Origin of the sequence: Limnohabitans sp. 2KL-51 (assembly GCF_003063645.1) — a bacterium.
In the GTDB taxonomy this organism is placed as follows: Bacteria; Pseudomonadota; Gammaproteobacteria; order Burkholderiales; family Burkholderiaceae_C; genus Limnohabitans_A.
Genome location: NZ_NESJ01000002.1, coordinates 261169 through 283360, shown reverse-complemented (window position 1 = coordinate 283360; position 22192 = coordinate 261169). Strand labels below are relative to the sequence as shown.

The 22192-nt window shown below is 54.5% G+C and carries 20 protein-coding genes and 1 pseudogene; 9 read left to right on the top strand and 12 right to left on the bottom strand.

Annotated features, from left to right (window positions below):
- Window positions 1-81: 81 nt before the first annotated feature.
- The 8 genes from B9Z49_RS02895 to B9Z49_RS02865 all read right to left on the bottom strand — a co-directional run bounded on the left by B9Z49_RS02895 (window position 82) and on the right by B9Z49_RS02865 (window position 7752).
- Window positions 82-1284: an ABC transporter permease gene (locus B9Z49_RS02895; RefSeq protein WP_108351930.1), complete on the bottom strand. Its 1203-nt coding sequence runs from the start codon at window positions 1282-1284 to the stop codon at window positions 82-84.
- On the bottom strand, window positions 1285-2028 hold the full coding sequence (locus tag B9Z49_RS02890) for an ATP-binding cassette domain-containing protein (RefSeq protein WP_108351929.1): 744 nt from the start codon (window positions 2026-2028) through the stop codon (window positions 1285-1287). It lies immediately after the preceding gene.
- Window positions 2028-3503 carry an alpha/beta fold hydrolase gene (locus tag B9Z49_RS02885; protein ID WP_108351928.1) on the bottom strand — a complete coding sequence of 492 codons (1476 nt, stop codon included), beginning with the start codon at window positions 3501-3503 and terminating at the stop codon, window positions 2028-2030. The genes B9Z49_RS02890 and B9Z49_RS02885 overlap by 1 nt, the downstream gene beginning before the upstream one ends.
- A 92-nt stretch (window positions 3504-3595) precedes the next feature.
- Entirely contained in the window at window positions 3596-3838 is a 243-nt protein-coding gene (locus tag B9Z49_RS21475; RefSeq protein ID WP_146188447.1) for a hypothetical protein, read from the bottom strand.
- A gap of 3 nt (window positions 3839-3841) precedes the next feature.
- Window positions 3842-4579: a hypothetical protein gene (locus B9Z49_RS02880; RefSeq protein ID WP_108351927.1), complete on the bottom strand. Its 738-nt coding sequence runs from the start codon at window positions 4577-4579 to the stop codon at window positions 3842-3844.
- A 21-nt stretch (window positions 4580-4600) separates the two neighbouring features.
- A complete protein-coding gene (locus B9Z49_RS02875) occupies window positions 4601-5899 on the bottom strand; it encodes a type II and III secretion system protein family protein (protein ID WP_158273402.1) in 1299 nt (432 codons plus the stop codon).
- 154 nt (window positions 5900-6053) lie between these two features.
- Window positions 6054-7220, bottom strand: coding sequence for a Flp pilus assembly protein CpaB (gene cpaB, locus B9Z49_RS02870; protein WP_108351925.1), 1167 nt, complete (start codon window positions 7218-7220; stop codon window positions 6054-6056).
- Between the two features lie 256 nt (window positions 7221-7476).
- Entirely contained in the window at window positions 7477-7752 is a 276-nt protein-coding gene (locus tag B9Z49_RS02865) for a Flp family type IVb pilin (RefSeq protein WP_108351924.1), read from the bottom strand.
- Between the two features lie 597 nt (window positions 7753-8349).
- Between B9Z49_RS02865 and B9Z49_RS02860 the strand changes: the two genes are divergently transcribed.
- Complete coding sequence (locus tag B9Z49_RS02860) at window positions 8350-9219, top strand: hypothetical protein (RefSeq protein ID WP_108351923.1); 870 nt, start codon at window positions 8350-8352, stop codon at window positions 9217-9219.
- Window positions 9220-9275: 56 nt separating this feature from the next.
- Window positions 9276-9961 (top strand): annotated as a pseudogene (locus tag B9Z49_RS02855) (IS110 family transposase); the annotation flags it as partial.
- Window positions 9962-10363: 402 nt separating this feature from the next.
- Here B9Z49_RS02855 and B9Z49_RS02850 read toward each other — a convergent pair.
- Genes B9Z49_RS02850 through B9Z49_RS02840 form a run of 3 tightly spaced genes read right to left on the bottom strand, consistent with a single transcriptional unit; the run spans window position 10364 to window position 12888 of the window.
- Complete coding sequence (locus B9Z49_RS02850) at window positions 10364-10954, bottom strand: 2-hydroxychromene-2-carboxylate isomerase (RefSeq protein WP_108351922.1); 591 nt, start codon at window positions 10952-10954, stop codon at window positions 10364-10366.
- A gap of 17 nt (window positions 10955-10971) precedes the next feature.
- Window positions 10972-11721: an SDR family oxidoreductase gene (locus tag B9Z49_RS02845; RefSeq protein ID WP_108351921.1), complete on the bottom strand. Its 750-nt coding sequence runs from the start codon at window positions 11719-11721 to the stop codon at window positions 10972-10974.
- Window positions 11722-11730: 9 nt separating this feature from the next.
- Window positions 11731-12888 (bottom strand): trans-acting enoyl reductase family protein, encoded by a 1158-nt coding sequence (locus tag B9Z49_RS02840; protein WP_108351920.1) that lies wholly within the window; start codon window positions 12886-12888, stop codon window positions 11731-11733.
- A gap of 464 nt (window positions 12889-13352) precedes the next feature.
- On the opposite strand from B9Z49_RS02840, the gene B9Z49_RS02835 reads away from it, so the two are divergent.
- The 5 genes from B9Z49_RS02835 to B9Z49_RS02815 are packed head-to-tail and all read left to right on the top strand — an operon-like array spanning window position 13353 to window position 18994.
- A complete protein-coding gene (locus B9Z49_RS02835; RefSeq protein WP_108351919.1) occupies window positions 13353-14882 on the top strand; it encodes an acyl--CoA ligase in 1530 nt (509 codons plus the stop codon).
- A 50-nt stretch (window positions 14883-14932) separates the two neighbouring features.
- Window positions 14933-15937 (top strand): tripartite tricarboxylate transporter substrate binding protein, encoded by a 1005-nt coding sequence (locus B9Z49_RS02830; RefSeq protein ID WP_108351918.1) that lies wholly within the window; start codon window positions 14933-14935, stop codon window positions 15935-15937.
- Between the two features lie 8 nt (window positions 15938-15945).
- Complete coding sequence (locus B9Z49_RS02825; RefSeq protein WP_108351917.1) at window positions 15946-16464, top strand: tripartite tricarboxylate transporter TctB family protein; 519 nt, start codon at window positions 15946-15948, stop codon at window positions 16462-16464.
- Window positions 16464-17981: a tripartite tricarboxylate transporter permease gene (locus tag B9Z49_RS02820; RefSeq protein ID WP_108351916.1), complete on the top strand. Its 1518-nt coding sequence runs from the start codon at window positions 16464-16466 to the stop codon at window positions 17979-17981. The genes B9Z49_RS02825 and B9Z49_RS02820 overlap by 1 nt, the downstream gene beginning before the upstream one ends.
- Window positions 17981-18994: a 2-dehydropantoate 2-reductase gene (locus B9Z49_RS02815; RefSeq protein WP_108351915.1), complete on the top strand. Its 1014-nt coding sequence runs from the start codon at window positions 17981-17983 to the stop codon at window positions 18992-18994. The genes B9Z49_RS02820 and B9Z49_RS02815 overlap by 1 nt, the downstream gene beginning before the upstream one ends.
- On the opposite strand, the gene B9Z49_RS02810 is transcribed toward B9Z49_RS02815, so the two are convergent.
- Window positions 18977-19753 carry a fumarylacetoacetate hydrolase family protein gene (locus tag B9Z49_RS02810; protein WP_233254484.1) on the bottom strand — a complete coding sequence of 259 codons (777 nt, stop codon included), beginning with the start codon at window positions 19751-19753 and terminating at the stop codon, window positions 18977-18979. The genes B9Z49_RS02815 and B9Z49_RS02810 overlap by 18 nt on opposite strands.
- Window positions 19754-20112: 359 nt before the next feature.
- Here B9Z49_RS02810 and B9Z49_RS02805 point away from each other — a divergent pair, with 359 nt between their 5' ends.
- Both B9Z49_RS02805 and B9Z49_RS02800 read left to right on the top strand, forming a co-directional pair.
- Window positions 20113-21036: a dienelactone hydrolase family protein gene (locus tag B9Z49_RS02805; protein ID WP_158273401.1), complete on the top strand. Its 924-nt coding sequence runs from the start codon at window positions 20113-20115 to the stop codon at window positions 21034-21036.
- Window positions 21037-21202: 166 nt separating this feature from the next.
- On the top strand, window positions 21203-22165 hold the full coding sequence (locus tag B9Z49_RS02800; protein WP_108351913.1) for an MBL fold metallo-hydrolase: 963 nt from the start codon (window positions 21203-21205) through the stop codon (window positions 22163-22165).
- Window positions 22166-22192 lie beyond the last annotated feature (27 nt).

The following is a 22192-nucleotide window of genomic DNA, read 5'->3' as shown; positions in this document are numbered from 1 at the left end:
TGTTCAGCGTTGGGCGCCGCAGCCAAGCAAGCCTTCCATTGCCAAAACGCTTGGTTGGCAATGGTTGCGAACATGTCTGCCTTAAGGGTTGGCGGCCAGCGCTGATTCACGTGCGAACAAGCGCGCAACGCTGACCAATGCAACGAGTGTCAGCATGGCGGGTATTGCGTAGGACTGCAGCAACTCCGCAATGGGTAAAGCCTCCCCTCGCAGCACGCGCGACAACAGCCCGTACTGGCCCGATACAGGGACCCAGCTCAGCCAGGCGGGCTCTTTCTTTTGCAAGAACATTTGCACAATGGGTGCCAACGATGCAACAAAAAAAAGCAGTGCGACGTTTGACTGCGCTTCCTTGTACGATCGTGCTCGCGCACCAAGATAGAGAAAAACAGTCGGCATGAGCAGGATCAAAGGGGCCAGTACAAGAAAAAACTTCACCAATTCGCTGAGTCCAAATAGAAAAGGAATCCCAACAGCCGGCAGTGGTGCAAAACCCAGTATCAGGTAAAAACCTGTGAGCGTCAGTGTGACGGTGCAAGCGTTGAGCACGACCACTGACGCCAACTTTCCTGCTGCGAGTTCCAGTGGCCTGACCGAAGTTGTCAGCAAAGGCTCCAAAGAGGTGCGTTCTCGCTCTCCCGCAATGGTGTCGACGGCGGCGGCCATGCCGCCCATAACGGCTGCAAATAAACCGTAGTAAGCAATCAAAAAGAGAACCAGAGCGCCCGAGCTTTGTGGCGTCGAGAGGTCACGCACTTCAATCGCGATGGGGTTGGCTACGGCTTCGCCAATTCCCCTCAGGAGTAATCGTCCGCTGCCCCATTCGCGGTTGTAGGCGCGCAGAAGTTTTTCTAGCTCGTATATCGAGGGCAATGCCCGATCACGCGAACGATCATAGATAAGGTGAATAACGCCCGGCTCACCTTTGGCAACGCGATCTGCAAAGGCAGCATCGATTTCCAAGACGACGTCCAGATCACCGCTTTTGATCTTACTTTCAAAATCTGCGGGTGGCTCAAGGATGGCCACCTGTTGACGTTGGAGGAATGCAACCAGTGCTGGAGCGTGTGTTGCACCGATGATCGGTAAACGCAAATCACGGGCCTTGTTTGCCTGACCTGCGATGAGATTGATCACCAAGAGCATGAGCACTGGCCCAGCGGCCATGGCGGTGATGACCGTCACAATCATGGTTCGGCGGTCGCGCAAGAGGTCGACGATCTCTTTGAGCGCGATGACACCCATGCGAGAGCATGCCGAATCCGAACGATTGGGGATGGACATTTATGGCGACACTTCTGCGCGAGATTCAAGCAGGTGCATGAATGCATTTTCCAGAGTCGACTCGCCTGATTGTTCGAGCAATTCGTCGGCAGTGCCTGCTGCAACAACGCGCCCGTTGCCGAGGATCACGATGCGGTGGCACAGCGCAGACACCTCTTGCATAACGTGTGAGCTCAATACCAGGCACTTGCCATCTGCGCACAGGTCCCGAAGGAGATCACGAAGCGACCGGGTGCTTTGGATATCGAGTCCGTTGGTCGGCTCGTCGAGCAGTATGGTCCGAGGGTCATGCACCAATGCGCGAGCAATGGCTACTTTCATGCGCTCCCCCTGCGAGAAGCCATGTGCTCTGCGGTCCGCAATGTCGACAATGGACAAAGCACGGAGTAGCTCTTCAATTCGATCCTCCAGTTCATCACCAGACAATCCCTGCAATGCCCCAAAGTAACGGATGTTTTCGCGGGCCGTGAGACGAGGGTAAATCCCGCGCGCATCGGAAAGAACGCCAATGCTGCGCCTTATTGTGAAGTGATCGACCAAAACATCTCGACCATCGACGGTAACGCTACCACCATCGGGCGCCATGAGCGTAGCGATAATCCGCAAGAGTGTCGTCTTGCCTGCACCGTTGGGGCCCAGCAATCCGGTAATCTCACCGTCGGCTGCGGTGAAGCTGACGTCATTGATGGCCTTGACTTCGCGCTGCCGACCAAAGGTCTTCACGATGTGCTTGACATCGATCATCACTGCCCCCCGAGGTTGTCAGCCCACAGCGCCGGTCCGATGCTCTTTTCAAAATGGTCAACGCATGCGGTTGGCAGTTTGGAGAAATCAGGTTGGTCCAAAAATGCCGCGATAAGTCTCGGTCCGCAAGCGTGTGAAGAGACAATGTGGCCGTATCCACGCGCAATGATATGTCGGCTGGAAGGCAGCGATCTGGCCACCTCAGCGCCGTTTGAAGGGGGAGTGGCTGGATCCAAGCCACCCGACAAAATCAGCGTCGGCAAATGACTGCTCAAGGGTTGCGCTGCGTCGTTTTGAATCTTGCCCTTGGGCCATGATTCACAGATCGCGAGAGTGCGTTGGGCCAGGGCATTTGACCCGATGCGCGTTGTCGGGCCGGCCGTCTTGCTTGGTGCCATTCGAAGCACATCATCAGAGCAAGTTACAGAATAGTAGAGCGCAATGTTCATTTGTTTGGCGAGGTCTGCGGTGACTTGGTTCGCACTGGCATAAAGGGGGCCATAGTCGCCATCCGCAGCTCTTCTGATGATCTCTGGTAACAACGCGGACAGCTCAGGGGAATAAGTCAGTTGCTGAAGCGCGTTGATCAAGTGGTCAAAGTTGAGGTGGTGCTTTTGCGATTGACCTGTCCTTGGGTCATTGAGAACAACCTCTTTCCCGTTGACACCAAGATTGGCTTTGATCGTGTCCAGTGCTGCGCCCAGATCGGGGTGCCTTGCCTGGCATGCTCGGGTGGTTTTGCACTTGTCAATGATGTTTGACAAGGCGACATCACGTGTTTGCCAGACGTCCAAGCCGATTTGCATGGAAGGCGATACGACGCCGTCCAGTATGGCGCTGCGAACATGGTCTGGATATCGCCGAGCGTATTCGATCGCAACCCGAGTGCCGTAAGACCCTCCCCATAAATTTATCTTTTTATAGCCCAGCCCCAATCGGACCGCATTGAGGTCTTTGACCCATTCTGAAGTGGTGTATTGCGCTGCATCGACGCCTTGAGCCAAAAGTTCTTTGACGCAGTCCGCGGCTTTGTGAGACTGATCCCAATCGAGTTTGTTGATGGCTGCCGAGTTGAAAGCAAAAGCGCCGCACGTCAGGGGGGAAGATCGCCCTGTTCCGCGCTGATCAACCAAAACGATGTCACGCGATTTGCGCAGGTCGGTGAGTTTCGCTGCAAACGGGCCAAGGTAACTGGCAGCTTGGCCTGGGCCCCCAGCCAGGATGAACAACGGGTCTGGAAGTGGTTTTAAGGTACTGGCGCGCAGCACCGCAAAAGCAATGGTGATCTTGCGACTTTCTGGGTTTTCTCTGTTTTCGGGAACTTCAATGGTTCCGCATTGTGCTGCTGTAGGCAGTTTGGGGATCCTGCACTCGACCAGCGTCAGTGTTTGTGGCAGTAGGTTGGTGTCGGCGCATCCGGTTAGTAATGCAAAGGCCGGAGCCATTAAAGCCATGACCCGTTTTAAATAACGCATAAAGGTTGTATTTTTACAACTTCTGCTCAACGTGGGTCTGAATGCTGTTTTGAAGCAAAGCACATGAAATTGATAGATTTGTCAGCTGTTCACTACAAGGGCATTATTGTGGAAGAATATGAAAGTGCAAATGCGAATGCATTGTAAAAATTTTTCAAAGCATTTGCCAATTCTACGATGACCATTTTGTTGTCAGAGCCTTTATAAACCAAAAGCATGACACAAAAAATGATGACTATAGAATATTCAACCATCGCTTGCCCACGTTGGCTTTGTATTTTTTTTAATACAAAGACCGGGCGACGAACTTGTCCGTTTGTGTTGTTATTGTCCATACACTATGGTTTTTCCATCCATTGAATAACCACATGGCTGCCCTGGGGTGCTTTGGTAATGACAATAATTTGTGTTTCGAGATTTTTGTTAAAAGTCAATGCTCTTGAATCTTGGTTATTTTTTTTGCCAGGAACCCGATGATCGGTTGTGGTGACCCATCCGTCACCACCAACTGTTCTGATGTAAAACTCTGCATTGGCATCAGGAGAAAACTTGTTTTCAATGATCGTGGTACGGCCTTTCTTTAACGAGTCAGAATGGGAAATATCCGTAACAACATTACTTCCAAACATTTTAGGTATATTCTTTCCCAAATTTACAACGGCAGCATTTTTATCCGTTTCAAGTCTGAGTGTTGAAATATAGCCACTCGTTTTGTATGTAGACTTGTCAAGTTGGAGGGTATGAAAACACGATCCGATGACCTTTGAAACAATCAACCAACGGCCGTTTTCGTCAACCATGGCATTGAAAGGCTCTTGCTGAGTATGCCGCCATTTTTCAACATAGGCATTTTTAATGCTTTGCTTGTCCTCAAGACTTTCAATTTTTTTGATGTGTTGAGTCTGCCCATTATGGGTAAAAGAGGGTGCGATGTCCGAAGCGGTTATTTTGTCGATGAGTGCAAGTTTACAAGTCTTTTCGAAGGGTTGAGCATGCCCCACGGGTGAGTGCATGAGGACCAAAAATGCACTCCAATGTACGGCAATATTCAGTAATTTAGGCACAATGAAAGGCATCCAGTAAACTCTTGCCAAAACTTACTTCAAAATTAATCCCATTTCTTTCGAAGATTTAGAGACTCGATCATGAATATCAGCCACTTTCTTGATCGCGTTCTCTGAAGGGTCGATGACCATAGGTGTCACAAGGATCACCAGGTCAGTGCGCCCAGCACGAAAATTATTGGACTTGAACAATGCGCCGAGCACTGGGATTTCACTCAATCCAGGCACTTTGGAGGCGGCCGTTGACAATTCAGAATTGACCAAACCCGATATCACAATCGTTTTACCAGCTTGCACATTGAATTCAGAACTTGTTTTGCGCGTCAAAAAGCCCGGGTTTCCGTTCACCGAATTGGCACTGTCCACGCTGCTGATCTCAGTATTCAAGACGGTAGAAACGTTGTTGAACTCGTCCGCGCTCGGCTCTATGGTCAGTTTGATGCCATAGTCTTTGTAGGTGACGGTCGCTGGGCCTCCGTTAGCGCCCGGTGTCGTCATTGGAATTTGACCTCCGGCCAAGAATTCAGCCTTACCACCGCTTCGGGTACTGAGTTCAGGGGTCGCCAACACGTAAGCCTCTCCGCTATTTACTGCAAGGTTCACTGTCGAATTGACGATCGATGTCAGCGCCAATACCGGGTTCAAACCGCTTCCAAGGCCTGCAGAAGTAATTCCCGAAGGAAGACCTGGGGGAATGATACCCGGCCGAAAAGCAGAACTTCCATAGGAACGTGTCACAAGACCAACCGATGGACCCGCAGCACTGAGATCCCATTGCACCCCTAGGTTTTCAGTGAGGTTCTTTTTCATCTCAACAATTTGCACACGCATGTAGACCATGCGTTTCATTTCCAGCTCTTCATCTTTGACGGTGTTGATGACAAGAGGAAAAGATTCTGCAATGGATTTGATGCGTGGTATGTTTGATTTGAGCGTGGTGCCTAGCAACAATATTGAATCACCAGCACGTTCTGCTTTTACTCCTTTGATACCTTTCAACATGGCATTGATACTGATAATGTCATTATCGATGTTTGATGGCAGAATTCTGACTGTATATTCTTTCCATTTACCGTCATTTGTCCAAAGAATCATGTTGGATCGGCCAGGATTTTGAGGTACGAAAACTAATTTTTTTTCTTCTTCAAGAACACGAACTTCAAACATTTTACCGTTGCCTATACCCACTCTGACAATTTTGTTGTCACCCGGTGTCGGCATCGTCATCACTTCACCAACAACAAGGTTGATCACCCCTTCGTTGCTTTGCCCAAAAGCTGACATTGCCGTCATGGACAGCATCACCGTGAGTGTTGCAAAAATAGATCTCATTTGAAGTTTATGTAACATTATGAGTTTGATGAAGTTTGTTTTTTGAGGATGGTTGTGGCAAGTTTTCAGATTTATGCAATAAACAAGAATTGGACTTTTTTAAAATAAAAAAATAGTACAGGTATTGTTTCACAACATCGGATTTAAATCTTGTTTATCTGTTTGCTCTTGGTGGAGGTTCAAGCGGCCGTTGCACGGGACTTCCGGTGGTGAGAATGTTTTGTAGCATGGTCATTGGCGAAGGTCCGGCAGACCCAGCAGGTTTGTCAGAGCCCGATGAGGGGGCCACATTGCCGTCAACCGGTTTCGCAGCACCGGGACCTTCTTTGGAGGTCAGTGAAGGTCCACCGGTGTTGCCAGTGCTGCCCATGCCTCCGATGATGAATTCGATGATTGCCTTGGGTTCTGTTGGCTTAAAATCTGTGAGTGGACCTAATGTGTCCTTTAAAGTTTTAGCCGTTACTTCTTGTTCGGCTGCGATGTCCTGCAAACGCGTCTGAGCGAGTATTTTTCTTCTTTCGGCATTTTTTTGCTCGACTTTCAGCAATGTTCTGGTGTTGACATCTTTGAACGCAACAGGTTTTTTATCTTCTATGTTTCTGAGCACAGCACGAATTTTTCCGGAATTTTGAGCCAGCGCAATGGTTGCAGCTTCTTGCGGTGTCACTTCGAACGTGAAATTGTTGTAGTTTTGATCTTTTCCGCCGGGAGATTGTTGCTTTTTACCCTCTGAATCGGTGTATTCCTTGGGTGCCACTGACTGTCCAGTGGCGAGAACTTTGACGTTTTGCAACACCATCATCACTTCAAAACCACCGTCCGGATCAGACCTGTCAGGCACGAGCAGCATGAGGTCAACGCGATTCCCCGGTTTGACCATCTGTGCCATTGAGTTGATCTCGTCGACTTCAATGGTGATTGCCCGCATGCCTTCTTCTACAGCTTCTGAAAAAGTTCTTATTTTGTCAATAAAAAAACTGACGTTGATAGGGTAGCCAGCTCGCAATGGACGTACCAACTTAGCGCCAGAGACGCGGTCAAAATCCCTGGGTGTGAGTGTATTTTCATCAATCAAATCAACGGGAACTTCGCGCTTGACCAGCGTGTTACCGAGCGTTGAGCCGGCAGGTAGATTTTGTGTTGAAACCAAAACCTCTACGGTCTGACCGGACATGCCCTGTTTCAATTCGGCCGCAATGCTTTTCTCGCGGTTTTTAAGGTATGCAGAACTGAGGTAAGTTGCGGCAATTCCCAGAAGAATTGCCGTGAACAATAATATGACCAGAGGGTTAATCTTAGGTAATTTATTAAGTAATTTCATTTTATAGTTCAGACAATGGGTTGTATTGGTCTTGTTACCGGTAATTCAGATTCGAAAAAAAGTCAAATGGTTACCAATGTGTTAGGTGACTGAAAGACACCTGAACATCAATCATTGAACTGCTTTTTTTAAAAGTACTTCTGTCTTGGTTGCAGCGAGGCTAAAAAGCATTGGGCTCGCATTTGCTTAAAGTAAAAATCTTTTTAAAAAAAGATCCCAGATTAATGGGTAGATTAACCTGAGATTTCGCACTTACTTACTTTTGTGAACCACCGTAAGTACCCATGCTCTTTTGGACAGCCTCGCCCTTAGCAAGATCGTTGGCTGTGGAGGCTGCAGCCTTGCCATCAGCGCTTGACTTACCAGAAATTTCAGCAGTCATTCCCGACATTTGACCGCGGATAGCCTGACCGAAGAAGCTGTACACACCGATGGCCGCCACTGCGATGAGTGCGACGATGATGATGTACTCGGTCATGCCTTGACCTTTTTGGCTAAACTTGGAAGGTTTAATTTGAAGAGATTTGAACATTTTGGAATTCCTATGAAAATTGAATGTTAAACTAAAGTGTTGAATCAATGACTGCTTTCCAGATTTCCCTACCTTTGAAGCACGGAACCCGTTGCATGTTAGTTTGTTGCACAGCTTCTACATTCGGTTGGTGACCAACGAAGAGTTTCAGAGCAAAATTCAAAACATACAAATTTATCTTATCGATTTCACATTTTTTGTCAACTACTTGACTTTTGTTACATCTGACAAGAATTTGAAACATTTATCTGAACGGGGAATGAATCCCAAGGGTTAGGACAGACTGGGTGTTAGTTTTAGTTGCCCCTAACCACTCGCAGATGGGGAAGTCTCTGTTCGAATTGGAGGGCAGGCTGCGGCGGGGGGCGGCATAAGCTGGAATATGAAAAGCACATGCATCACAATCTATCTTATTCACCGAAACGGTCTCTTATCAGGGGCGCCACGGCCATCTCGGATGACGGTACAATTTGCTGGAAATCACAGCAGAGGACCTTCGGAGTTTGCTGAAAACGGCTTCGCCAATTTTGACGGCTGTTTTTGAAGCCATGCTGCTGCAGCAATACATGCACAATGCTTTGCGTACGAAAGCTTGACATGGACGATATCTCAGAAATGACGATGCCCAAAATACAAGACTTGAGTGCTTCATTGCGCAATTTGCGCCGACCTTGGCCAAATCAATGGCCAGGCTTGCCCTTGGTGTTCGATCGTGCATGTCAACAACTGGGCTTGGGCAATCCCCGTAAGGGCTCGGCCGTACACAGATTGGTTGGCTTTGGTCGGGCTGTGTGTGAACTGGTCGAGCAAGATGGTGTGAAACGCCATGCACAGGGCCAGGAGCCCGCTTATCACAACCGATTGCACACCGCAGACACCTTGGTCTGCATGACCTACTTGCTCAAGGCCTCGGGTGCGCTGAATGTTGCAGGTGCGCGCAAGCCGGCAGTGATGGCAATGGCTTTGTGCATCATGGCGGGGCACGATTTTCTACACCCCGGGGGCGCCAAAATGAATCCCGGCGAATTAGAAGCACGCGCTGTTCAGGATTTGCAGCCCCTCATGGCCGCCGCGGGTTTGACCTTGGCAGAGCGGCAAATCGTGAAGCATTGCATCATGGCCACCGCCCCCGCACAGGTCAAGGGCATCCACTTGCAAATTCGCACTCGTCCATATGATCTTCGGCAGACAGATTGCTTGTCCGTTTTGGCGACAGAAGCAGACATCATGGCCAGCACGTTGCCGCAAACTGCATTGAGCTTGACGAAGTCTTTGGCCATCGAATGGGCATCTCAAGAACCCAAGGCAGCCGAAAAGTTGCTGCTGCCTCAAAATCGATTGTTGTTTTTAGAGCATGCGGCGCTGTTTTCAAGTCCGGCTGCATGTCGTTTGGGTTTAAACGCCGTAAAGCTTCGGCAGGTCAAGCGAATTGAACACGAACTGCAAAATGCCGACCGAAGTAGGTAGAGCTGGTTGAAGTCAACGATATCGCGGCTACTTGATCTGGCCGACCACTATTTACCACGCTTACCTTGAACCGCCAGCGCGAACTGATGATGATGCGAAACATGCAGATCAACGTCTTGAGGGGTTTGTTGTACGAGTTTGGGCCCACCTTTGCCAAGGCCCGCAAAGCCCTGTTCAGCGAAGTTGAACAAGCCTTGGTTGCGCTGAGTGCTCAGTTGCCTCAGATGGTGGTTGAAAGCCTGCGCGAGCAAGTGACGCGCATCAAGGCCTTGAGCGAAGACATCCTAGCCCGGGAAAACGCCCGGGTCAGCAACTGCGCCAAGATCCCACGATGCAGCGCATCGCCCAGATACCGGGCGTGGGCTTGCTCACCGCCACTGCGGCCATTGCCACCATGGAAGAGGCCAGTGCGTTCAAATCGGGGCGCGAGTTCTGTGCCTGGCTAGGGCTGGTGCCCAAGCAAAATGGCATTGGCGGCAAGGTGCATTTGGGCAGTATCTCCAAGCGGGGAGACACCTACTTGCGCACGCTGAGCATTCACGACGCGCGAAGCGTGCTGGACCAGGCCAAAGAGCCGGGGCCATGTCTTGATGGGCTCAAGGTCCGCAGGCCTGCCAATGTCGTGGTGGTGGCGCCGGCGGCCAAGATGGCGCGCACGATCTGGGCCGTGACGGCCAAAGAGCAAAGTTACCAACGGGGCTATGAAAGTGTCAGGCCAAGCGCTGCGGTGCAGGCGGTGTGACGATCAATAGCCAATGAATTAACCCACCCAACCCGAAAGGGTATGGTCAGATTTTGAAAGGTATCAAGGCAGTAAAGAGCCAAGTGATGTGAAACAGGTCAAACCGAGTGCAAGCCAAAACTGAACCCCGTACCGGACATCAAAAGTCCGCCATCGAGATGAGGAGTTTGTCCGCGAATATGCATCAGGGCCAGCGGGTAAGTGCGGGAAACCGTACGAACCACGCGATCAAGGCGAGTTAAGCAGCCGACTTCTTCACAACACAGGACAAATTCTTCTTGCTATGCCCGGGAGGCATCTATAAATACGGGATGAGCGGCTGACTCTCGTCAGTCCACCGAATTGTTTGCAATCCTAAAGCGCCGACATCCGGCGCGTCATGTAGATCCTTGATCAAACGACTCAAGCCTTCAGTGCGGCCTTGACTTGCTCGATGCGGTCTTGACCCCAGAACATTTCTTCGCCTACAAAAAAGCTAGGGGCTCCAAACACGCCGCGCTCCACGGCCTTCGTCGTCACGGCCTTGAGTTGGTCTTTGGTGGCCTGGTCATTCGCCATGGCCAGCAAGGCCGCCGCGTCAAATCCGGCGGCGCTCAACATCTGCCCGACAGTGGCCGGGTCATTCAAATTGAGTGAGTCCACCCAAATGGCTTGATACACCGCATCCATGAAATTCTGCATGCGCGGGTCGTTGTTCATTTGCAATGCGGTCACCATCCGCATCAGCGTGGTCGTGATGATCGGGAAGTGGGGATTCGTGTTCAAGGGCACGCCATACCCATCGGCAAAGCGCTTGAAGTCCACAAAGACATACCGCCCCTTGGCGGGCACGGTCATGGGCGAGGCATTGCCCGTGGCCTGAAACACCCCACCCAGCAGCATGGGCAGCAAGTTGGCTGATGCCCCGGTGTCGGCACACATCTTGGGCAACTGGGTGTGGGCCAAGTAAGAGGCCAAACTGCCAAAGTCAAAGTAAAAGTCAAAGGTTTTCATCTGTGTCTCCTGCGTTGTCAAAACTTTTCCATGTAGGGGCGCAAATCGAGTTCATGCGTCCAAGCGTCGCGTGGTTGCTGGTGGAGCATCCAGTAAGCGTCGGCGATGTGGTCGGGGTTCAAAATGCCGCCCTCGTCCTTGAGTGCGTAGCGCTGCGGAAATTGCGTGCGGATGAACTCGGTGTCGATCGCGCCGTCGATGATGGTGTGCGCCACATGAATGCCCATGGGTCCCAGTTCGCGGGCCATGCTTTGCGCCAGTGAGCGCAAAGCCATCTTGCCACCCGAAAAGCCTGCAAAATGCGCGCTGCCGCGCAGCGATGCGGACGCGCCCGTGAAGATGATCGTGCCTTTGTGGGCCTTGCCGCTCACAGCCAATTCTTCTCGACTGACCATGCGCTTGGCCACTTCACGGCCGGTGAGAAAGCCCGCCAAACAAGCCATCTCCCACATTTTGGTGTAGCGCCGCGCGGTCTCGGTCAAGATGCTGTTGGGCGAGTTGGCACCGATGTTGAACACCATCACCTCGATCGGACCGATGCTGGCTTCGATGTGCTCGACCAATGCGATCACATCGTCTTCATTGCGTGCATCGGACCCGAAGCCATGGGCCACACCCCCGTCTTGTCGGATCTGCGCCAACAGGGGCTCTAATTTGTCCAGTGTGCGGCGGGTGGCGCAGACGGTGAAACCCTCGCGCGCGAAACGCCTGGCCACCGCACCCCCCGTGGCATCACCTGCACCAATGACCAGACAGACTTTGGACATGGGGACTCCTTATTCCACGCGAAACGTCAAGCCTGCATGGGCTTGCAAGCGATCGATCAGTTTTTGTCCCATGCTGGAAGCTGGGGTCCAGATGCCGCCGGGTGTTTGGGAAGCGTCTTGGAGCAGACAGATGGCCGCTTCGCTGATCATTTTGGAGGTGCTGCCGTAGCCGGGGTCACGGTCGCCTTGCACGCTCACGCGGCAGGTCTGACCGGCAGGGTTGTGGCCGATGAACAAAACGTCGTAGGAGCCGGCATCGCGCTCTGCACGCGAGGGGCCTTCACCTGGTTGCAGGACATCGGCACCGCTCATGCTTTTATCCGCAGCAATCGCTTCGGCCACAGCCTGGCCTTTGTCGCCCGGGCCAGTGATGACCATTTCGTCGTAGACAAAGTCCGCCCCCCAAGCTTGATTGAGCAAAAAGTTGGAGCGGTGCACATTGCGGGTGTTGATGGTGGCCATTACAAAGGGGGCCACCCACACCTCAAGCACCTCATCGACCATGGGTTTGTGCGCGGTCGGTTGCTTGGGGCCGGTAAATCCAGGTGTTAATGAGAAAGGATTTTTCAGCAAGTCCAGCACACCAGGCTGGCTGGCAGCGGCCGCCATGGTGGCTTTGAAGCTGGCCGCCGTGCCCCCAGAAAAAGTCCCTTTCATCTTGCGCACACGGCCCCGCACGCGCGAGGCGGGCGTGCCAAAACGCTGTTGCATTTCGCCCTGCAGCATCAACACCCCCAGATCAAAGGGAATGGAATCAAAACCGCAGGAGAACACGATTCGCGCTCCGCTGGCCTGCGCAGCGGCATGGTGCGCGTCGATCATCTGGCGCATCCAGGCCGGCTCGCCACACAGGTCCACGTAGTCCACACCGGCCTCGGCGCAGGCTTTGACCAAGCCACTGCCGTACAACTGGTAAGGCCCCACCGTGGTCAAGACCAAGCGGGTGCGGGCCATCAAGGCCTGCAGGCTGGCCGGGTCTTCGCTGTCGATCACCACCAAAGGCGTGTCAGCGGGGGCATCCACTTCGTCACGCACAGCCGCCAGTTTGCTGGCACTGCGCCCGCCCATGGCCCAGCGCAGGCCGGATGGTTGCTTGAGTAAATACTCAATCACCAAGCGACCGGTAAATCCGGTGGCGCCATGCACCACGATGTCAAATTCTTTCATTCATGCTCTTTCATTCATGCATCAAGCAGGTCATTCCATCCCTGTTTTTTGTGACAATGCCAAAACAACAACTTCTCTGTCGCTCAGGATCGGAAATTAATCCTATCACCTCATTTCGTAACGCAAGTCCCCTAAAGCAATTGCTGGGCGGCAGCCGTGACATCCCGGTCAAGGTGTGTGTAGCACCACCGACCAAGATGGCCGAGTCCCACGCAGCCACGGGCATCGTGAACAATTGCGGCCCTTCGCGGCCGTTTTGCATGAAGCGAAAAAACCTGCTCGAAATTTATTAGCCGATCAGCACATCCACTGTCGAGGCGTTTTTTCTCAAAACAGGCGGTAGCGTTCATAGCATCACAAGTCTCGCCAGCGCAAGCACGGGAATTCCCTAGTCAACTATTGAATATGGCCTCTGCATACCAAGGCCATTACTGTAAAAATCATTACAAAATAAAGGAAAATCCATGTCAATTGTTTTGCAAGACTTGCTTGCCAGCGGGGCAAATCCTGCGCCTGCGATTTCAGCGCCAGCGCGTTTACCGTTAAATTTTGGCGCCTTACGTGCGTTGATTGCCACCACCATTGAGCAACTCAATGCGTTGGGCATTGGCCGCAACGACCGGGTGGCGATCGTGCTGCCCAACGGCCCGGAGATGGCAACCTGTTTCATGGCCTGTGCCAGCAGCGTGACCAGTGCACCCTTGAATCCGGCTTACCGCGCCGATGAATTCGAGTTCTATTTGAACGACCTTCATGCCAAAGCGTTGATTGTTGAACAGTCCAGCACCTCACCGGCCATTGCCGTTGCTGAAAAGCTGGGCGTGCGCATCATTGACTTGGTCGCCGACCCAGAGCAGCCTGCAGGCCACTTCACCCTGACCCCACGCGACGGCAAGCTGGCAGGATCTGCCGCAGCCCACGGCGGTTACGCTTTGGCCGGGGATGTGTCCATGGTGCTCCACACCTCGGGAACCACGTCGCGGCCCAAGATCGTGCCGCTCACGCAAGGCAATTTGGTGGCGTCGGCCACCAACATCCGCAACAGTCTGCAGTTTGTGCCCGAGGATTGCGGCCTCAACGTCATGCCGCTGTTTCACATTCACGGCCTGATCGCCGGCGTGCTGGCGCCCCTGGCGGCAGGTTCGCAAGTCTTTTGCACTCCAGGTTTTAATGCCCTGAAGTTTTTCGCTTGGATGGATGAGGCCCGCCCGACCTGGTACACCGCCGTGCCCACCATGCACCAAGCGATTGTGAGCCGGGGCAAAGGCAATGCCGATGTCATCGCACGCAACCCGTTGCGCTTTTTGCGTTCGTCCTCGTCTTCCATGCCGCCGCAGGTGATTCAGGAGCTTGAAGCGCTGTTCCATGCCCCGCTCATAGAAGCCTACGGCATGACCGAGGCTACGCACCAGATGGCCTGCAACCCGCTGCCCCCGGGTGTGCGCAAACCGGGCATGGTAGGCATTGCCGCTGGTCCCGAGATTGGCATCATGGACACCGAGGGCGGCCTGTTGCCACGAGGTGCCACTGGCGAAATCGTGATCCGTGGCGCCAACGTGACGGCCGGTTACGAGAACAACCCCAAAGCCAATGAAGAGGGCTTCACACATGGGTGGTTCCGCACCGGCGACCAAGGCGTGATGGACGCAGACGGGTACATCAGCATCACTGGGCGTCTGAAGGAAATCATCAACCGCGGTGGTGAAAAAGTCAGCCCTCGCGAGGTGGACGAGATTTTGATGGACCACGCCGCCGTGGCCCAAGTGGTCTGTTTTGGCATGCCGCACCCCAAATTGGGTGAAGAAGTCGCAGCGGTTGTGGTGCTGCGCGAGGGTCAGAGCGCCACCGAACGTGAACTGCAGGCCTTTGTCAGTTCACGGGCCGCAGATTACAAGGTGCCCAAGAAAATTTTGTTCATGGACGAAATCCCCAAGGGCGCCACCGGCAAGCTTCAGCGCATCGGGCTGGCGGCCAAGCTGGGGCTCGGCGGCTGAAGGATTTGGCCGCCACGATAAGAAATTTTTAATAACCAGGAGACTTGACTATGCAATGGCTTCGATTGATCGGTAGGGTAAAGTTTAGTTTTGTGTTGGTTGCGGCTGGCCTTGGCTGTGCAGCCCATGCTTGGGAGCCCACCAAGCCGGTTGAGTTTGTCGTCCCAGCAGGCACGGGTGGCGGAGCGGACCAGATGGCCAGGTTCATCCAGGGCGTGGTCGCCAAGAACAAACTCAGTCCCCAGCCCATCATTGTGGTGAACAAATCAGGCGGTGCGGGTGCCGAGGGCTTCCTCGACGTCAAGGCCGACAAGGGCAACGCACACAAAATTGTGATCACGCTGTCCAACCTGTTCACCACGCCTTTGGCGACGGGCGTGCCTTTCAATTGGCGCGACCTCACCCCGGTGTCCATGTTGGCGTTGGACCAATTTGTCCTGTGGGTCAACGCAGACGCACCCTACAAGACCACCAAGGACTACCTTGCAGCCGTCAAGGCTCAGCCTGACAAGGCCTTCAAAATGGGCGGTACCGGCTCCAAGCAAGAAGATCAGATCATCACCGTGCTGCTGGAAAAGACGCTGGGCAAGAAGCTCATCTACATCCCGCTCAAGGGGGGTGGCGATGTGGCGGTGCAACTGGTCGGCAAACACATTGATTCCACGGTGAACAACCCCATTGAGGCCGAATCCCACTGGCGCTCTGGCGCATTGCGCCCGCTGTGTGTGTTTGACAAAGAGCGCCTGCCCTACAAAGCCAAAATCACAGCCACACAGTCCTGGAGTGATGTGCCTCCATGCGGGGCAGCTGGCTTGCCCGTGGAGTACCTGATGCTGCGCGGCATCTTCATGCCACCCGGCGTCTCAGCCGCCCAGACCAAGTACTACGTGGATTTGTTCAATAAAGTGCGCGCCCTGCCGGAGTGGCAAGAATTCATGCAAAAAGGGGCCTTCAAGCAGACCGCGATGTCAGGCAACGATTACTTCGAATGGCTGGGTCGCAACGAGCAGCTGCACCGCGAGTTGATGAAAGAAGCTGGCTTTATTGCCAAGTAAGGCCTGCAATGAATGAAAACTCCACCAAAACGGACGCAGAATCCGCCAACGACCCCAAGACGCGCGGACCTGAGGTGGTTGTCGCTTTGATGCTGCTGGCCCTGGGCGTGCTGGTGGTGGTCGACAGCTTGCGCGTGGGCATTGGCTGGGCCGATGACGGTCCACGATCGGGCTATTTTCCGTTTTACATCGGCATGGCTTTGTGCGCGTCCAGCGCCGCGATTCTGGGGAGTACCCTGTGGCATTGGCGTTCATTGGACGAGGTTTTCGCCGAGCGCAGCCAGATCGCCACCGTCATGGCCATGCTGATTCCCATGACCATTTACATCGTGACGATGTTGTGGATGGGCATTTACGTCCCCTCCGCTTTGCTGATCGGCTACTTCATGCGACGCCACGGGCACTTCGGCTGGCGCGTGACAGCTTCGGTATCTCTGACGGTACCTGTCGTATTTTTTCTGGTTTTTGAACGCTGGTTCCTAGTGCCATTGCCCAAGGGTCCACTGGAAAATTTGCTGGGGCTTTAATGGAAGAAATTAATAACCTGATGCAGGGTTTCGCAGTGGCGATGACACTGCCCAACCTGGCCTATATGCTGATTGGCGTCACCCTGGGTGTACTCATTGGCGTGCTGCCCGGCCTGGGGGGAGCCAACGGCATTGCCATCCTGCTGCCGCTGACGTTCACCATGAACCCGACCTCGGCCATCATCATGCTGTCGTGCATCTATTGGGGTGCACTGTTTGGTGGTGCCATCACGTCTATTTTGTTCAATATCCCCGGAGAGCCGTGGTCGGTGGCGACCACCTTTGACGGCTACCCCATGGCCCAGCAGGGACGTGCGGCACAGGCGCTGACAGCGGCCTTTACCTCGTCCTTTGTGGGGGCACTTTTCGCGGTAATCTTGATCACCTTCCTGGCCCCTGTGCTGGCCAAGTTTGCCCTCAAGTTCGGTCCGGCCGAATACTTCGCGGTGCAACTCCTGACCTTCTGCAGCTTTGTGGGCATGAGCAAAGAACCCGCAGCCAAGGTCATCGCCGCCATGATGCTGGGTTTTGCGCTGGCAGCGGTGGGCATGGACACGGTCACCGGGCAATTGCGCATGACCTATGGCTATCCCGAACTGCTCAAGGGCTTTGATTTCCTGATTGCGGTGATCGGACTGTTTGGCATCGGAGAGATTTTGTTGACCATGGAAGAGGGCCTGGCCTTCAAAGGCAAAAGTGCCAAACTCAATCTGCGCGTGGTGCTGCAGACTTGGGCTGAGTTGCCGCGCCAATGGCTCAACTTTTTGCGCTCGACCGCCGTGGGCTGCTGGATGGGCATCACACCCGGCGGTGCCACACCTGCGTCGTTCATGAGCTACGGCATGGCGCAACGCATGTCCAAAGACCCGGCGTCCTTTGGCAAAGGCAACATTGAGGGGGTTGTGGCCCCCGAGACTGCGGCGCATGCGGCCGGCACATCGGCGCTGTTGCCCATGCTGACGCTGGGTATTCCGGGCTCTCCGACGGCCGCTGTGCTGTTGGGCGGCCTGATGATCTGGGGCCTGCAGCCCGGCCCCATGCTGTTTGTAGAGCACAAGGACTTTGTGTGGGGGCTCATTGCCTCCATGTATTTGGGCAACATCGTCGGGCTTGTGGTGGTGCTGACCACCGTGCCGTTCTGGGCGGCGTTCCTGCGTATTCCTTTCTCGGTGATTGGCCCGGTGATCGTGGTCATCTGTGCCATCGGTGCTTACACCGTCCACAGCTCCATGTTTGATGTGGTGATGATGCTGGTCTTTGGGGTTATGGGCTACCTCTTCAAGAAGCTCAAGTACCCGCTGGCTCCACTGGTCCTCGCGCTGGTACTGGGTGATATGGCTGAAGCGAGCTTTCGGCAGTCCATGCTGTTGTCCCAAGGCAGCTTGTCGATCTTCTGGTCCAACCCGCTGGTGGGTGTCATCACGGGCCTGGCTTTGTTGTTGTTGCTCTGGCCACTGGTCAGTGCAGTCAAGGGTATGCTGATGCGCAACAACAACGTAAAGGTGGGGTCCTCCTAATGAAAATAGCGGTGGTCGGTGCAGGTGCGATTGGGGGTTATTTGGGGGCCAGGCTCTCAGCCGCAGGTGAAGACGTGACCTTTATTGCGCGCAACCGCAATCTGGCGGCGATTCAGGCCAACGGTTTTCACCTCATCCTGGAAGACGGAACCGCGCTTCACGCACCTGCGGCCAAAGCCGTCGAGCGCATGTCAGAAGCTGGCGTGCAAGACGTGGTGTTGCTCACCGTCAAAGCCCACCAGGTCGTCGACCTGATGCCAGAACTGGGCGCACTATTGGGCCCCAAGACGCTGCTGGTGACCATGATCAACGGCATTCCTTGGTGGTACTTCCAAAAACTGGAAGGGGACTATTCCGGGCGCAGCCTCGAGAGCGTAGACCCCAACGGACGCCTGGCGCAGGCGATCGCGCCCGAGCACATCATCGGCAGTGTGGTCTACCCGGCAGCCGAGCTGATCGAGCCAGGTGTCGTGCGGGTCATTGAAGGCAACCGCTTCACACTGGGGGAGCTCGATGGCAGTCGCAGCGAGCGCATCGAGGCGCTTTCTCAAGTGATGATGCGCGCTGGCTTCAAGGCCCCTGTTTCCAAAGATATCCGCAGCGAAATCTGGCTCAAGCTGTGGGGCAATCTGAGCTTCAACCCCATCTCTGCCCTGACCCATGCGACGCTGGAAGACATCTGCACCTTCGGTCCGTCCCGCGAGCTGGCCGCCAACATGATGACGCAAGCGCAAAGCGTTGCTGAAAAACTGGGGGTGCAATTCAAGATCTCGCTCGACAAACGCATTGCAGGCGCGCAGGCGGTGGGCGCGCACAAAACATCCATGTTGCAAGACGTGGAAGCTGGCAGGGCCTTGGAGCTCAATGCATTGGTGGGCTCGGTCGTTGAATTGGGCCGCATCACCGGAACACCAACCCCAACCATCGACGCGATCTATGCGGCAACCCAACTGCTGGCCCACACGATGGCCCAGCACAAAGGCCGTCTGCAGCTTTTACCCGTATCGGTTTGACAAAGTGCCGATGCCGTCGATCAGCACCTCCACCGTGGCGCCAGCCTTTATCGGCAAAACACCGAGCGACGTGCCGCAGTAAATGAGATCGCCTGGCTCCAGCGTCATGTCGTGCGAGAGGTGGGATACGATTTGCGCCGGGCTGAAAAACATGTCGCTGAAAGCATAGTTCTGGCGCTCTCGGCCGTCCACCAGCGTGCGCAGATGGCCATTTGCGGCATCGAAAGCAGTGTCAATCACCGGCCCGAAGGCCGCAAAGCCGTCAAAGCTTTTGGCGCGCGTCCATTGGGGAAACGATGCATCGCGGTGGATGAGCTCGAGCGCCGTGACATCGTTGCCGCAGGTGTAGCCAAAAATGTGTTGGGGTGCATCTTGCACAGTGACTTGGCGTGCGGTGGTGCCCATCACCAGCACCAGTTCTCCCTCAAACACCACACGCCCGGGGTAGCTCGATGGCACGGCAATCGCTTGCTGGTGGCCCGCCGCTGCGCCGGGTGACTTCATGAAATAAAGGGGTTCTGTGGGCGCTGACCAGCCATTCTTTTCTGCAGCTGCTCGAAAATTGTTCCAGAGCCCGATGATTTTTCCGGGTACGCAGGGGGGTAACCATTGCAAGCCGTCAGCTACCACGGTGTTGCCGGTCGGCGCAAAGGCTTCGAACAGGGCACCGCCATGTTCATGAACCGTCTGCTGCTCCAGCACACCTGTCATCACCTTGCCATCTCGTAAGTACCGCAACCACTGCATCGCATGCTCCATGGGTCTATGCCAAATGTCAGTGTAAACAATCCGATGGTGTCCAGGTGTCCTTGCCTTGATATGGATCAATCCAATTCTTCTGAAGTCGCCCCATGCACTGATCTTTCTGCAATGGAATTGCCTGACCGTTTGTCAACCCGTGTATCGTTTCGAAGGCGGCTGATGTGCGTTTCCGTGCGCTTCTTCGAGCCTGATGCCCTGATTCTTTTGGCCCCCTTTTTTGAGTGGCCTTCAACCAGAACCTTGTGGAGACTTTTTTAATGGCTGCTCCCTTTTACCGCTTCAGAGCAGGCACTTTCTTTGCCGCCATGGCTTTCATGACCACGGTGCATGGCCAATCAGACTGTCGGCCAGCGCCCTTGGGCGTAGCTCAATTGGTTGAAATTCGGCCTGGATTTCATCGGGTCCAGGGTCTATTGGCGGAGTTTGATCCGTGCCATCGATCCGTCCAATTGTCGATGCCGGGTTTTTTGGCGGACAAACTGGCGGACAAGCCGCCCCTGATGATCATTGCGCATGGCGGCAATGGCCCTGGGTCGGCCGAGCAGGAAATGGTTCGCCGTATGAATGCCCGAGGGGTGGCCACTTTGTTGTTTGATGCCTACGAGATGAACGGTTTTCAGTACCGTGGAACCTCGCTGTTTCTGACCGGTACCACCAATGAATCGCGCCAGCGCATGATCTTCAAATCTACGCTTGGTGCCTATCACTGGATCAGACAAAACCCCCGCGTTGACACCACGCGCCTTTACATCCACGGACTGTCCAATGGGGGCAGTGTGGCCCTGAACATGGCCGCGGTGGTCGACCCCGCACATGTCCGGGTCGTGTTCGCCGAGGGGGCGCCTTCGGCTGGAATCGGCATGCCTGATCAGATTCGGGTCCCACTGAAAATGGTGTTCGGCAAAATGGACAACTACGGAGGCAGGACCCAAGACGATTGGATGCACCTGCGCACCGACCCGTGTGTGGTCAATCAGCCCGCCGAAGGCGCAGCTGCGGGGACAGCCCAGCGCTGCAGCCTGCGGGTCAATCCAGCGTCGCAGGGGCTTTCGCCTTACCAGTGGGCAGAGCAACTCAAGGCGGAAGGCCAGCCGGTTGAATTTTGGTTCTACGATGACGCGGCGCATGGTTTGCTGGCGGGAGCGATCGATCGCGGCATGCGCACCTACGGTTCCGGTCCAACAGCCTCACAGCGTTATGGCTGGATTGGCGCGAGCTCGAAAGCGGCCAACCTTTTTGTTGCGGATCTCATGGGATCCATCAAGGCGAGCTATCCCTAGAGCCGATGGGCGTCGAAGAGGCCTTGTTTTCGCTCTGCACCAGAGATGGCCCATCGGCGCATATTTGATCGGCCGAGCCATGTCCCTGCGGTGACCATGGTCAATGGAGAGGGCCCGGAGCATGGCCAGCGCACAGCGTAAGGTGTAGGCACTTTTTGGAGATCCTATGCTGAATCGTCGTCATTTTTTGGGTGCTGGCATGGCCGGAGTCAGCGCACTGGCTTTTTCTTCTGTCTGGTCGCAAAACACCCCCCAATTTGGTCTTCCGGCCATGCCCGCGGTGGGTTTCAGGCGCATGAAACTGGGTTCTATGGAAATCATTGCGCTTAATGACGGTGCCGTGCGCCGCCCACTGGGTCAGGAATTTGTGCCCGCTGTGCCGCTGGACCAGGTCAAGGCGCTGCTGGCCACGCAAAACTTGCCCACTGATTACATCGATGTCCCTTACACCGCCTTTTTGCTGATCGATGGCAACCAGCGTTACTTGTTCGATACCGGTTTTGCCGACAATGGCCCGCCGACCACCGGCAAACTGTTGGGCAACTTGGCGGCGGCAGGCTTCAAGCCTGAGGACATCAACAACGTGGTGTTGAGCCATTTTCATGGCGACCACATCAATGGTGTTCGATATAAAAATGGCAATTTGGTTTACCCAAATGCACGCGTGCATGTGCCTGCCCCTGAGCTCGCTTTCTGGACGGATGAAGCCCGCATCGCGGCAGCGCCCGCGCAAATGCAAGGCGCTTTTGGAGCTGTCAAGCGCGCCTTGACGGGGCTGACGTCAGACCAGTTGGTCAAGTTTGAGCCGGGCAGCACACTGGCCCCGGGCCTGCAGTCGGTGGCCGCGTTTGGCCACACACCGGGCCACACCTTGTTCACGGTGCGCTCTGAAGGTCAATCGTTTGCCTACGTGGCCGACATCACCAACGTGCCATCCTTGTTTGCGCGCAACCCCGATTGGGCCGTGCTGTTTGACATGAACCCCGACATGGCCCGCCAAAGCCGCCGCCGCATTTTCGAGATGCTGGTCAAGGAAAAAATGATGGCCGGCGGCTTTCACTTTCCGTTTCCGGCATTCGGCACGATCGAGCCAGCGGGCAATGGGTACCAATTTGTGCCTGTAGCCTGATCACTGCACCCATTTTTGACCATCTCA